General features: G+C 64.8%; 14 protein-coding genes. 4 read left to right on the top strand and 10 right to left on the bottom strand.

Translation table 11 applies throughout. The features are described from left to right. Positions 1–31: 31 nt before the first annotated feature. The 3 genes from ACFT1A_RS12165 to menD form a co-directional block, all read right to left on the bottom strand. Positions 32–1177 (bottom strand): glycosyltransferase family 4 protein, encoded by a 1146-nt coding sequence (locus ACFT1A_RS12165; RefSeq protein WP_378447175.1) that lies wholly within the window; start codon positions 1175–1177, stop codon positions 32–34. Between the two features lie 68 nt (positions 1178–1245). Beyond that, the gene (locus tag ACFT1A_RS12160; protein ID WP_378447174.1) at positions 1246–1689 is read right to left on the bottom strand and encodes a DUF3592 domain-containing protein; all 444 of its coding nucleotides are present in this window, start codon (positions 1687–1689) and stop codon (positions 1246–1248) included. Then, positions 1686–3299, bottom strand: coding sequence for a 2-succinyl-5-enolpyruvyl-6-hydroxy-3-cyclohexene-1-carboxylic-acid synthase (gene menD, locus ACFT1A_RS12155; RefSeq protein ID WP_378447173.1), 1614 nt, complete (start codon positions 3297–3299; stop codon positions 1686–1688). The genes ACFT1A_RS12160 and menD overlap by 4 nt, the downstream gene beginning before the upstream one ends. 68 nt (positions 3300–3367) lie before the next feature. On the opposite strand from menD, the gene ACFT1A_RS12150 reads away from it, so the two are divergent. Both ACFT1A_RS12150 and ACFT1A_RS12145 read left to right on the top strand, forming a co-directional pair. Then, positions 3368–3970 carry a flavin reductase family protein gene (locus ACFT1A_RS12150; protein WP_378447172.1) on the top strand — a complete coding sequence of 201 codons (603 nt, stop codon included), beginning with the start codon at positions 3368–3370 and terminating at the stop codon, positions 3968–3970. 58 nt (positions 3971–4028) lie between these two features. After that, positions 4029–4856, top strand: a complete 828-nt coding sequence (locus ACFT1A_RS12145; protein ID WP_378447171.1) for a siderophore-interacting protein — start codon at positions 4029–4031, stop codon at positions 4854–4856. A 66-nt stretch (positions 4857–4922) separates the two neighbouring features. Here the strand turns inward: ACFT1A_RS12145 and ACFT1A_RS12140 are convergent, their stop codons facing one another. Genes ACFT1A_RS12140 through ACFT1A_RS12130 form a run of 3 tightly spaced genes read right to left on the bottom strand, consistent with a single transcriptional unit; the run spans position 4923 to position 7059 of the window. After that, the gene (locus ACFT1A_RS12140; RefSeq protein ID WP_378447170.1) at positions 4923–5369 is read right to left on the bottom strand and encodes a DUF6918 family protein; all 447 of its coding nucleotides are present in this window, start codon (positions 5367–5369) and stop codon (positions 4923–4925) included. A gap of 48 nt (positions 5370–5417) precedes the next feature. Continuing rightward, positions 5418–6413, bottom strand: a complete 996-nt coding sequence (locus ACFT1A_RS12135; RefSeq protein ID WP_378447169.1) for an o-succinylbenzoate synthase — start codon at positions 6411–6413, stop codon at positions 5418–5420. Between the two features lies 1 nt (position 6414). Then, positions 6415–7059: a PaaI family thioesterase gene (locus ACFT1A_RS12130; protein WP_378447168.1), complete on the bottom strand. Its 645-nt coding sequence runs from the start codon at positions 7057–7059 to the stop codon at positions 6415–6417. Positions 7060–7142: 83 nt separating this feature from the next. Here ACFT1A_RS12130 and ACFT1A_RS12125 point away from each other — a divergent pair, with 83 nt between their 5' ends. After that, entirely contained in the window at positions 7143–8036 is an 894-nt protein-coding gene (locus ACFT1A_RS12125; RefSeq protein ID WP_024487301.1) for a 1,4-dihydroxy-2-naphthoyl-CoA synthase, read from the top strand. 28 nt (positions 8037–8064) lie between these two features. Next, positions 8065–8454 (top strand): VOC family protein, encoded by a 390-nt coding sequence (locus ACFT1A_RS12120; RefSeq protein WP_230812137.1) that lies wholly within the window; start codon positions 8065–8067, stop codon positions 8452–8454. 134 nt (positions 8455–8588) lie between these two features. On the opposite strand, the gene ACFT1A_RS12115 is transcribed toward ACFT1A_RS12120, so the two are convergent. Genes ACFT1A_RS12115 through ACFT1A_RS12100 form a run of 4 tightly spaced genes read right to left on the bottom strand, consistent with a single transcriptional unit; the run spans position 8589 to position 12700 of the window. Beyond that, a complete protein-coding gene (locus ACFT1A_RS12115) occupies positions 8589–8948 on the bottom strand; it encodes a hypothetical protein (protein WP_003942018.1) in 360 nt (119 codons plus the stop codon). Between the two features lie 2 nt (positions 8949–8950). Continuing rightward, positions 8951–9709, bottom strand: coding sequence for an ABC transporter ATP-binding protein (locus tag ACFT1A_RS12110; RefSeq protein WP_378447167.1), 759 nt, complete (start codon positions 9707–9709; stop codon positions 8951–8953). Continuing rightward, complete coding sequence (locus tag ACFT1A_RS12105; RefSeq protein ID WP_020968954.1) at positions 9706–10449, bottom strand: ABC transporter ATP-binding protein; 744 nt, start codon at positions 10447–10449, stop codon at positions 9706–9708. Before ACFT1A_RS12105 ends, ACFT1A_RS12110 begins: the two co-directional genes overlap by 4 nt. Next, the gene (locus ACFT1A_RS12100; RefSeq protein ID WP_378447166.1) at positions 10442–12700 is read right to left on the bottom strand and encodes an ABC transporter permease; all 2259 of its coding nucleotides are present in this window, start codon (positions 12698–12700) and stop codon (positions 10442–10444) included. Before ACFT1A_RS12100 ends, ACFT1A_RS12105 begins: the two co-directional genes overlap by 8 nt. Positions 12701–12740: the final 40 nt, after the last annotated feature.

Here is a 12740-nt window from a genome sequence, read left to right as displayed (position 1 = left end):
AACGCTACCAACCCTCGGGCAGCGAGGGCGTTCAGGCTGCTCTGGCACCCGTTCGCCGCCCGAGGCCCTGCACGTCCTCGTAGTGACGGAGCAGCTCTTCGCAGATGGCCGGCCAGGTGCGGTGCAGCACCGAGCGCCTCGCTGCGGAGCCGAACTGCACTCGCAGATCACGCTGGCGAAGTGCGTCGACGGCGCTGGGCAGGAGTTCGGTGAACCTGTCCGTCGGCAGGAGGTAGCCGTTGCGGCAATGCGAGATCAGGTCACGCGGGCCACCGGCGTCCGGGCCGACGACGGGCACACCGCTCGCGAGCGCTTCCTGAACCGCCTGGCAGAAGGTCTCGTGCTCGCCGGGGTGAACGAACACGTCCAGGCTGGCGTAAGCGTCAGCAAGCGCGGTACCGCCGAGTTGTCCGGTGAAGATCGCGTCCGGCATCAGTCGCTGCAGATTCTGGCGGTCCGGGCCGTCTCCGACGACGACGATCTGCACACTGGGATCGCCGGCCAGCGCCGCCAACCGTTCGACGTGCTTTTCGGGCGCGAGGCGACCGACGAAGCCGACCACCAACCGGTCGCTGTCACCGATCCAGGACTGGCGCAACCCCGAGCTACGACGCGAAGGCGCGAATCGCTGTGCGTCGACGCCGCGGGCCCACCGGTGGACACGCGGAATGCCATGCTCTTCGAGGGCGTCGACTGCCGACGTGGAGGGCGCGAGGGTCCTGTTGCAGCTCTTGTGGATTCGACGGGTCCACGCCCACGCGGCGCGGCTGGTGACGCCGAGCCCGTAGCTTTCGGCAAATCCGGCGACATCGGTTTGGTAAACCGCGACGGTGGGGATTCCGAGGCGTTTGGCGACGGCGACTCCCCCGGCACCGAGCAGGAACGGTGACGCCAGATGTACGACGTCGGGCGCGAAGGTCCGCACGGCCGTCGTCAGACGCGGTTGCGGCAGGCCGACGGGGAGTGAACTGACTTTGGGCACCATGACGGCGGGCACCCGAACCACCTGAACGCCTTCGTGTTCGGTGGCGGCAGAGGTGTCGGATCCGACGGTGTCCGGCGCAATGACCATGGCGTCGTGGCCAGTGCGATCGAGGTGTTCGAGCACGCGTAGTACCGAGTTGGTGACGCCGTTCATGTTGGGCAGGAATGACTCCGCAACGATGGCTACTCTCACACCGAGAACGGTGACAGGGCCAGGAAAAGTCCACGTCATGTTCGTGTGAAGTTCGGGCGAAGCGCGAACTAACTCGAGGCGACCGGCGCCGAACCCGCTGCCTGTGCTTCCCGCTTGCGCAGGTACCAGATCGACGGTCCAGCCAGAAGCCACGTCACGACGATCACGGATCCGGCCGGGATCAGCGCCACGGTCGCGTTGCGTCCGACTACCCTGACCAAATCGGGGTCCGTCTTGTAGTACTCCACCTCGATACGTTGTCCCACAGTCAGATTGGTGGGGTAGAGCACACCGAGTTCAGGGTTGTGATTTGCGCCGTCCGGTGTCACGAAGCTGATCGCCGACCGAAGCGATCCCGCCGAGAGCACCTCGGCGGTTGCTGTGCCCATGTTCGATTCGATGGTCCGATCGTTGCGCCAGGCACCGAGGACGAGGATGACCGCGAGCACCGAAATGCCGACGGCAACCACCAGCACGCCGATGCGAAAGCGACGCAGAACTGTTTGCGTCACAGCTGCGCCCGCACGGAAGCGTGGAGTTCGCGCAGCCCACTGCGATCTGTCGCGACCTCGAGGACACGGATCCCGTTGGCTGGTTGCGCCAGCGTCGTGGCCAGGGCGTCGACGGTGACAGCTGCGTGTGGCACGCGGTACGCCGCACAGAGCGCGGCCAGGTCCATGCCGTGCGGAGTTCCGAAGACTCGCTCGAAGACTCCGGCGTACTGCGGGTCGCCTTGTTCGAGGAGCTCGAAGATGCCGCCGCCGTCGTCGTTGGCGACGACGATGGTGAGGTCGCTCGGCCTCGGCTCACCGGTCCCGATCAGCAGTCCGGAAGCGTCGTGCAGGAATGTCAGGTCGCCCATGAGGGCGACGGTCCGGCCACCCTCGTACGCCAACGCGGCACCGACCGCCGCCGAGACGGTGCCGTCGATACCTGCGACACCGCGGTTGGACAGCACCCGCACCGCGGGCTTGGGGTAGCTCACGAGGGCCGCGTCACGAACGGGATTGGACGCGCCGAGCAGAAGCTGGTCACCGTCCACCAACGCATCCATCACGGCCGCTGCGACGTGCAGGCCGGTGGCCTTGGGGTGGGCGTCGAGTTGCTTACGCACGGCAGTTTCGGCGTGTTCGGTCAGCGCGGCGCACCGAGCGATCCACGCGGGATCTGGCGTTCCGGTGACCACTGCCCTGGTACCGGTGGCGAGTACGTTGCCGGACACGTCGGGCCAGCGCGGCCCGGTTGTCAGCGCGTAGACGTCGACGCTCGGGTCGGCCAACACCTTCGAGACCTGGCGATGCAGCGTCGGGCGGCCGGTGATGATCGCCTGCTTGGGCTTGAGTTGAGAGAGAGCGAGTGGATGCAGCGCGATCCCGTGCATCGGAGCCGTCGGCTCGGCCACCGTCGGCAGGCCGGCCAGCTCGGGTCGAAGTGCACTGCCGTGTCCGGAGATGACCACCGTGTCCGCGGTGAGGTCCAGATCGACCGGAACGTCGAGCGTCGCGTTCTGCGTGGTGGTCCAGGCCGCACCACCGGGACGGCCTTCCGGAACCGGTCCCTGGACGTGCACGTCCGGCACCAGCGGCTCACGGAGCGGGATGTCGAAATGCACGGGGCCCGCGTTTCCGGATCGGGTTCCGCGGGCAGCGGCGAGGACCCGGCAGACCGCCGAGCGCCACTGGCTGTTCTGCGTCGAATCGTCTTCGGCCAGGCCGAGGCTGATGGTTGCGCGGACCTGACTGCCGAAGAGCCCGAGCTGTTCGACGGTCTGGTTGGCGCCGGTGCCGAGCATCTCGTACGGCCGGTTCGCGCTCAGGACGACGAGCGGCACCCGCGCATAGTTGGCCTCGAGGACAGCGGGTCCGAGGTTGGCGACGGCGGTCCCGGAGGTCATCACGATGGGGACCGGTCGTTTCCCGGCGATTGCCAGTCCGAGTGCCAGAAAGCCTGCGGTCCGCTCGTCGATCCGCATGTGCAGACGCAACCGGCCGTCGAGGTCGGCAGCCTGTAGGGCAAATGCGAGGGGCGCGTTGCGAGAGCCTGGACACAGCACGACTTCACGCACGCCACCACGAACCAGTTCGTCGACGACGGCTGTGGCTTGTGCAGTGGACGGATTCACGCCTTCAAGAGTGTCAGATGTTCGGGCGCAAGCATGCCCAGGGGCGGGGACAGCGGCATTATGTGTGGGTGCGCACACTCTTCGATCCAGCCGAGCTCGAACCCCGCCGGTTCTACCAGTTACTCACCGCTTCGGTGGTCCCCCGGCCGATTGCGTGGGTGTCCACGGTGTCGGCCGACGGCGTCGGCAATCTGGCTCCGTACAGCTTCTTCACCGTGGCAAGTTCGGCGCCGCCGATCGTGCAGTTCACGTCGGTCGGACGTAAGGACAGTCTGCGCAACATCGAAGCGACCGGCGAATTCGTGATCAACCTTGCGACTGCCAGGCTCGCCGACGTGGTGAACCAGAGTTCCGCCTTCTACGACGCGGAGGCCGACGAGTTTCTCGAATTGAACATCCGTAGCGAGCCGAGCGAGCGGATTCGCCCCGTCCGGGTCGCCGACTCCCCGATCGCCATCGAATGCACGCTCCACCAGGTCATCGAGGTCGGTAATTCGTTTGTCGTGATGGGAAACGTGGTCGCGGTCGCTGTGCGTCCCGAGGCCGTGGCCGACGACGGGCTACCGGACTTCGCGGCAATAGCGCCGATGAGCCGTCTGGGCCGAGCGCAGTGGGGCCTTCCCCCCGAAGTCGTCGAAAAGGACAGACCCACCACTCCACAGCGAGGTTAAATCAGGTTAGGGTTACCTGATTAGGTACGAGTAGCAGATAATCAGGGAGCAACCAGTCATGGCCAAGCGCGCCAAGTTCGTGAAACCGGCCTCACGCAGCATCGTGTCGGCGCAGGTCGTGGCGAACAAGCGAATCAGCCCCAGCTTCATCCGAGTGACCATTGCGGGCGAGGAACTGTCCACCATCGCACCGATGGGTGCCGATCAGTGGTTCCGCATGTTCATCCCGCAACTCGGCCAGAGTGAACTCCGGTTGCCGAGCGCGGCAAGCAATCTCTGGTACGCGCAGTATCTGTTGATGTCCAAGGACACGCGACCTGTCGTGCGCAACTACACGATTCGCGCCTACCGCGCAGCTGGATCAGGCCTCTTCGGCGAGACCACGGAGATCGACATCGACTTCGCCTACCACGGGGACATCGGCCCGGCATCCGCGTGGGCGGACACCGCGTCGGCCGGCGACAAGGTCGCCCTCCTGGACGAGGGGTGCATCTACAACCCCACTCCCGAGGCCACGTGGCAACTGCTCGTCGGCGACGAGAGTGCGCTTCCCGCGATCATCGGCATTCTGGAAACCGCGCCCGCAGATCTGCGTGCCGAGGTCTTCGTCGAGATTCCGAACATCGAAGACAAGCAAGACATTCCGGAGCTGGCGAACGTCAACGTTCATTGGCTGGTTCGCGAGGACGAACACGCAACACCGGGTGTTCTGACCCTCGAGACCGTCCGCGATGCCGAACTGCCCGAGGGGCCGTCGTACACGTTTGTCGCCGGCGAACAGGCGCTTACCACCGGGCTGCGTCGGCATCTCGTGAACGACCGGAAGTACGCCAAAACCGACATCACCTTCACCGGCTTCTGGCGCCACGGCCATTCGGCTCACTGACAAACGCACCGAAAACGACGAGTGGCCCGGGAGAAACTCCCGGGCCACTCGTTGTTTTACGTTCGCTTAGGCAGCGTGCTTCTGGATCAGCTCGCCCAGACGGGGCAGAGCTGCAGTCACATGCTTCTTGGCCGAACCGCGCAGCTTCGAGTACATCGACTTGACGACGGCCTTGTCGCTGCCGTCGATACGCTCGTCCGTCACCTCGAGGAGGGAATCGGCAACCGCGTCACCGCGGGCGCTGATGAAATCGGCGAAGCTACCTTCACCGGAAGCCGAGAAGTCCTGCCAGTACGGCTCGAGCTTTGCCACGAAAGCCGGCAGAAGCGCGGTGACGGCGTCCGGCACGATGGACGGGCTCACCTTCTTGACCGCGCCGTAGCCACCCTTGAGAGCCAGCCCTGAGGCCCCCGACTTATCCGAAACCTCTGCGTCGATCAAGGTCTGCACGTCCGCGACGACCGCGGGAACCCGTGATTCCTCGAGCAGGGTTTCGTTCAGAGCTGCAACCACTTTCGATCCCTTCATTCTGCACTGATGTTCATCAGGTCGGGCCCGAGACTATACGAAATTCGGCAGGTCCTTACCGCCGAGTATCCGATGGCAGCGCCGAGCACGATCCAGCCACCAGTCGCGCCGGTCCGCCGGCGCGGCCAGCGTCTCGAGTAGAACGGGGTCGGGCTCGACCGCGCCAACGGACAAAGCGCCGTCGACGGCTGCCCCGGTGACCGCGACATCCCGGACGAACAGGCCGCCGGTGCCGAGGCCGCAGGCAAACGGAAGCGAAGGCAAGGCTGCCGCGGCAGCCAGCCCCGCTGACATCCCCACAGCCGTGTCCAGCGCACTCGAGACCACCACCGGCACCCCGTAGTCCGCCAGCTGCGCCGACAGCGCCACCACAGCACGCATTCCGCCCAGTGGCGGCACCTTCACGACGGCTACGTCCGCTCCCCCGGCTCGTACGACGCGCAGCGGGTCCTCGGCGCGGCGAATGCTCTCGTCGGCAGCGATCCGCACACCGGTCCCCGCGGCGCGAACCCTGACCAGTTCCTCGACGCTGGCACACGGCTGCTCGGCGTATTCGAGGTCACCGTCCTCGGTGATCGCACGCAAAGCCGTGATCGCCTCGTCCACACTCCAACCGCCGTTGGCGTCGACGCGCACGTTCGGGATGTGCCGACGCACCTCGTTCACCCGTGCGACGTCCTGCGCCAACGACTGCCCCTTCTCGGCGACCTTGACCTTGGCGGTCCGGGCCCCGGGGAAGCGCTCCAACAATTCCGGAACGGCAAACGCGTCGATCGCCGGCACGGTCGCGTTGACGGGAACTGCGTCACGAAGCGCCGGCGGCGGACCCAGCCACGCCGCTTCGATACCCGCGAGCAGCCACTGCGATGCCTCTTCGTCGTCGTACTCGACGAACGGGGCGAATTCTCCCCACCCGGCCGGGCCGCGAACGAGCAGCGCCTCACGAGTCGTGATGCCGCGAAAGCGAACTCGCATCGGCAGCGCGAGCACCACGGCGTCCGCGATCAGATCGTCGAACGAGGGGAACATGTCAGGGCTGTCCCGGAAGCAGTTCGATCATGAGCGCCTCACCGTCGGCGAGGAGCTTGCCGTCGAGGTCGGTCAGGCGCGCGCTGACAAAAGTCTTGCGACCCTCGACCCGATCCACCTGCCCCTCGATCACCAGTTGTTGATTGAGCGGAGTGATGGCGCGGTAGTTGATGTGGAGGTAGCCGGTGCGGGAGATCGGACGGCCACCCGCGTGGACCGTCATCCCGAAGACGTCGTCGAACAACAAGGGCAGGACACCGCCGTGAGCGGCGCCGTTGCCGCCCAGGTGGTAGCGGCGGAAGACGCCGGTACTGCGGACTCCTTCGGTGTCGAACTTCTCGACCATCCACGGAAGCATGAGGAGGCTGCCGCGACCGGGCAGTTGAATGTTGGAACCCGCGGGCGACTTGCCTTCCGGGACCTCGTACGGCGTCAACCGATCGGCAAGCTCCTCGGCCTGCGTGGCGATGTCCGCGAGTACGTCGTCGGGCACGTTGGTCGAGACCGCAAGGTCCTGCAACCTGCGCATCGCTTCGACGAAGCGGCCGAAGTCCGGACCTGCGGGAGTGTGCCGGAACCGTGGAAATCCGCCCCGGTTCTCACCGTCTGTGACGATCTCCGTGCCATCTGCGGTTTGTTCGCTCATGACCTGCACGTTAGCGCGCCCGGGAACGTGTTCTACCTCAGGTATCCGTTAGCCGCGCGAGGCGTGCCTCTATCGTGGCTCAGGTGACCTTCAACCCGCAGCTCTGGCGCCCTGTCCCCGGATTCGAGAACCTCACCGACATCACGTACCACCGGCATGTCAGCCAAGGCACCGTTCGCGTTGCCTTCGACCGACCGGAAGTACGTAATGCGTTCCGCCCGCACACCGTCGACGAGTTGTACCGGGCCCTCGATCACGCCCGCATGACCTCCGACGTGGGAGCGGTGCTCCTCACCGGCAACGGACCGAGCGAGAAGGACGGCGGCTGGGCGTTCTGCTCGGGCGGAGACCAGCGCATCCGTGGCCGCAGCGGCTACCAGTACGCCGAAGGTGAAACAGCGGACACCGTCGACAAGGCACGCGCCGGACGCCTGCACATCCTCGAGGTTCAGCGCCTGATCCGCTTCATGCCGAAGGTAGTCATCTGCCTGGTCAACGGCTGGGCTGCGGGCGGCGGTCACAGCCTGCACGTGGTGTGCGACCTGACGCTCGCGAGCCGCGAGCATGCTCGCTTCAAGCAAACCGACGCCGACGTCGGAAGCTTCGACGGCGGCTACGGCAGCGCCTACCTGGCAAAGATGGTGGGCCAGAAGTTCGCCCGCGAGATCTTCTTCCTGGGTGAGACGTACACCGCCGAGGAAATGCATCAGATGGGCGCCGTCAACAAGGTTGTCGACCACGCGGAACTCGAGAACGTCGCGATCGACTGGGCCGGCAAGATCAACGGCAAGTCGCCGCAGGCGCAGCGGATGCTCAAGTACGCGTTCAACCTGCAGGACGACGGGTTGGTCGGCCAGCAGCTGTTCGCCGGTGAGGCAACACGTTTGGCGTACATGACCGACGAGGCCGTCGAGGGTCGCGACTCGTTCCTCGAGAAGCGCGATCCCGATTGGTCACCATATCCCTGGTACTTCTGAGACAGTAGGTGTGAGACGGGAGGCTGACGTGGAGATTCTGAGTAGCCGTACGATATTGCGCCCGAGCGAGTACGAACGAACGCTGAGCTTCTACCGAGACACCCTCGGTTTGGCGATCGCTCGTGAATATCCAGGCGGCACAGTCTTCTTCGCCGGCCAAGGGCTGATCGAAGTCGCCGCACATGGCGGCACCGGTGAGGGTGGCTTTCGCGGCGCGATCTGGCTGCAGGTCCGTGATCTGACTGCCGCTCAGACCGAACTGGTTCTCGCCGGGGTCAAGATCGCCCGCGAGGCCAGGCAGGAACCGTGGGGTCTGCACGAGATGTGGATCGCCGACCCCGACGGGACACCGATCGTGATGGTGCAGATTCCCGAGGACCATCCGATCCGACGCGATTCCCGGCCGCCGTCCGTGTAACTGTCAGACCCGGTGTAGCCGAGACACCAACTGTTTTCGAGACACCACTGTTTTCGAGACACCACTGTTTTCGAGACCGACAGATGCCCGCCACGAACTTTCCGTGGCGGGCATCTGTCGGTCCTTCGCAAAGTTCAGTTGCGCGTGCTCAGCGCCTGAGAGATCTGATCGGTCTGGGCCTGACCTTCGAGCAGTTGGCGAACCAACCACAGCCGCAGCACCTTTGCCACCGATGCGGCCAGGAAGAGCGCAGCGCCGACCACCGTCAGGGCGAGGAAAACCACGGTGAGGATCTGGTACGACACCAGATCACGCAGGTCCGAGAGCGTCAGCGAGGAGATGTAGACGACGAAGGCGCCGACCACTCCGACGACCATGAGCACCAGGCCCGCGATGCGCGTAGCAGCGTCGCCGCCTGCCTGCTTCTTGTCCAGCTTCAACTCTGCGATGTTCTTCTTGAATTCCTCACGGCGATCTTCGGCGAGAGTAGTCATCGTCATCCTCCTAGATAACTGGTAGAAAGTTCGTTTTCGATGTCGTGCGGATCGCCGGTTTTCACGACGCGTCCCTGCAACATCAGTGCGGCCGAGGTCGCGATGGGCAGCACCGCTCGCGCGAACTGCTCGGCAACCAGAATGGAAATGCCTTCGGCTGCAAGTGAGCCGACGACGTCGTACATCTGCGAGACGATTCGAGGTGCGAGTCCCATCGACAGCTCGTCGAGCAGGAGCACCGTCGGGTGAGTGCCGAGTGCCCGCGACAGCGCCAGCATCTGCTGCTCACCACCGGACATCGATCCGGCCAACTGTCCGCGCCGCTCCCCCAGGATCGGGAACCTGCCGTACGCAACCTCTTCGAGTTCGGCCAACCCGACGCCCGTTCCCGTGGCGATCCACAGATTTTCGCGCACGGTGAGGTTCGCGAAGATCCCGCGCCCCTCGGGGATGGAGCAGACGCCCAGCCTCGCCAACTCCGAAGGCTCGACGCCGTTCACGACCTGGCCCGCGAGCCGGAACTCGCCGCGGGTGACCGGCAGGACGCCTGAGCAGATCTTGAGCGTCGACGTCTTGCCGCCGCCGTTGGGTCCGAGCAGCGCCACCACTGCGCCCGGTTCGAGTACCAGATCCACCCCGTGCAGAACCTCGATGGATCCGTAACCGGCACGGACACCGGACAGTTCGAGCAACGGTTCGGAGCGGTCGGGGCTGCGTATGCCCTCGTCGATTTTCGCCTTGCCAATTTTCGCTGAAGTCATACCGCCTCCTCCTCGGTCCCGATGTAGGCCGCGATCACTTCCGGATCCGTCCGGATCTTCTCCGGATCGCCCGAGGCGAGGACTGCGCCGTAGTCGAGCACGTGAATGGTCGAGCACACCTTCATCACCAGCGGAATGTCGTGCTCCACCAGACAGATTCCGAGTCCACCCGCCGCCAGCTCGGTGAGCATCTCGGCAAAGACCTCGGTTTCCTGCTCGGTCTGGCCCGAGGCCGGTTCGTCGAGCAGCAGCACTCGCGGGTCGGTCATGAGCGCCCGTGCAACTTCGACAACGCGGGCGCGTCCGGTGGGGATGTCCGCGACGTCCTTGTCCGCGACATCCGTCAGCCCGGTCAGCTCCAGCAGACGATCCGTCTCGCTGTCCACGTCGATCTTGTTGCGGCCGTTCGCCTTGTGGATGTCTCCGGCGACACGCAGGTTGTCACGCACCGACAGCGAGACGAACAGTTCGAGCCGCTGGAAGGTACGTGCAAGCCCGCGACCTGCCCGCTTGTGCGGCGGTAGCTTCGTCACGTCGACGCCGCCGAGGAACACCTGACCTGACGTGGGTTTCTGCAGCCCGGTGATGGTGTTGAAGAGCGTCGTCTTGCCGGCACCGTTCGGTCCGATGAGTCCCGTCACCGTGCCGGGTTGCACGGTGAGCGAAACGTCCTTGACCGCGACGTGTCCACCGAAACGAACGCTCACACCGCGTGTTTCGAGAAGTGGTGCATCAGACATGAGCGGTCAACTCCTTCGGCGAGCCGCCCTGGTACTGAGGAATCCCCAGTTCGCGGTCGATCTCGTCACGGATCTCGGGGCTGTACGGAACGGCGATCCCGACGTCCTCGGGAACGATTGTCGACTTGGCAGCCAGTTCTTCCGGGGTGAGAACCGCACTGGGCATGACCATCTCACCGATCACCGGCAGCATGAACACCACGGCAATCGTGATGGACGCGAACCACCAGTTGCCGAGCACGCCGGTCAGGGCAAGGACGTACGTCAGCAGAACAACTGCGGCGCCGCTGATCAGAACCGGCCTGGCATCGGCAAGCCTTCGGTAGCCCTCGATCACGCTGTGGACCGTTCCGCTGGGGTTCGCGCCGACGCCGATGCCGATCAGTGCCGGGCTGACGGCCGCGATGTTGCCGAAGAGCAGCCACATTCCCTCCAACTCCGGTTGCGCCGAAGCCAGATTGGTGAACGAGACCATGATGACCGCAAAACCGATTCCGGCCATGAGCCCACCGAACAGGGCGCCGGTCACGTATCCGATACCCGCGACGACGGTCAGCATGAGCAGCGAGAGGCTGACCATGATGGCAAAGCTTTCGCCCGAAACGGAGCCCATGGCGCTCGACATCAGAATGCCGCCGAGGCCGGCGATCCCCGAGGAGATCATGAAGACGCTCAGCTTGAGCCGAACCAGGCTCTGCCCGAGCATGGCCGAACCGGCCGGGCTGTCCTTCATCGCAGCGAGTCGGCGCCCGTAGCCGCTGTTACGCAACGCGATGACGCCGACGCCGAGTACCGAGAACAGCGCGGTCACGGTCATCAGGAACACCGTCTCGTTGCTCAGATCGAGCGGGCCGATCTTCAGCGGCGGCAGGGCGATGTTGCCGTCCTTGAACAGCGAGTAACGGATGCCGAACATCTCGTGTTCGGTGGTGTCACGAAGGACCATGTTGGAGAGGAACACTCCGAAGGCCATGGTCGCGAGCGCCAGATACAGTCCTCGAAGTCGCAGCGCCGGCAGGGCAACCAGGCCGCCGATGACTGCGGTGACCAGGACTCCGACGACGATGCCCCACAGGTTGAGGTGCGCGGCCAATCCGGAACCGGAGATCCCGAAGTGGAAGGCCACGATGGTGGCGATAGCGCCGAAAGACACCGGCGCCAAGTTCAATTCACCCGCATAGCCGGTGAGGAGGGTGAGCGAGAGTGCGATGATCGCGAACGTCATTCCGATGGTCAGTGTGGTGACCGCGGACGTCACCATCAGCAGACGGATCAGGTACACGATGACGATCAGCGCCACGCCCCAGACGACCGCCTTGCGCACGCTCGGCACGTGGTAACGCTCGCGAGTACGGGTGACCGCGCCACGCAACCGGTCCTGTGGGAGCACGATCAGCACCACGAACAGCGCGATCATCGGCAGGGAGACACGGAAATTCGACGTCCAACTCCAACTCGTCGGGAAGTACGCCAATACGTACGTACCGGCAAGCCCGAGAACCACGGCGCCGACAAACGTGCGCGGGATGCTGCGCAACCGGCCGAACATGGCCGCGGCAAACGCGTCGATCACCAAGAGCGTCAACATGTTCGCTTCGAGTGTGCCGCCGCTGATCGGGGTGATCAGGATGCCGGCGAGGACGGCGAGCGTCGAACCCATCGCCCACGAGAGTGCCGCGAGACGCTCCGGATTGTGCCCGTTGAGGCGCAGTAGTTCCGGATCGTCGACGACGCCGCGCATCGCGACGCCGGCGCGGGTGCGCGTGAACAGGATCCGCAGGCCGACGGCGATGGCGATCGCAACGAGGATGCAGATCAACTCGTGGTAGCGAATGCTCGCGCCGAACACCGTGATCTTGGACTGGTCGCCGAAGAACATCTGCATCGTCCGAGCAGTTTCGGGGTGCCAGAACCAGTGCGAGATCGAGAGCATTCCGAGCAGGATCGAGACCGTCACAACGATTTTGGTGACCTCGGCGGTATCGCGCAGACCCTTCATGATCAGGACGTAGAGGCCGAGGCCCATCAGTGGCCCGACCAGGACGAGTGAAATCAGCAAAGCGACGACGGTGGGAAGTTCCCAGCCGTAGCGCAACTGCCAGTAGATGAACGCACCGAGCATTGCCTGTGCACCGTGCGCGAAGTTGAAGATGCCTGACGTGTTGTACGTGAGCACCAGTCCGGAGGCGGCGATCGCGTACACCGATCCCAGGACCAGGCCCAGGATCGTGAAAGTGACAAAAGTGTTCATGGCTGAACCCTCGTTAGGGACTCGGGCGGTGGTTGGCGCT

Source organism: Rhodococcus sp. NPDC057135 (genome assembly GCF_042670865.1).
GTDB lineage: Bacteria > Actinomycetota > Actinomycetes > Mycobacteriales > Mycobacteriaceae > Rhodococcus_F.
The sequence above is the reverse complement of the archived record's forward strand: the minus strand, read 5'-3'. Positions and strand labels throughout refer to the sequence as shown.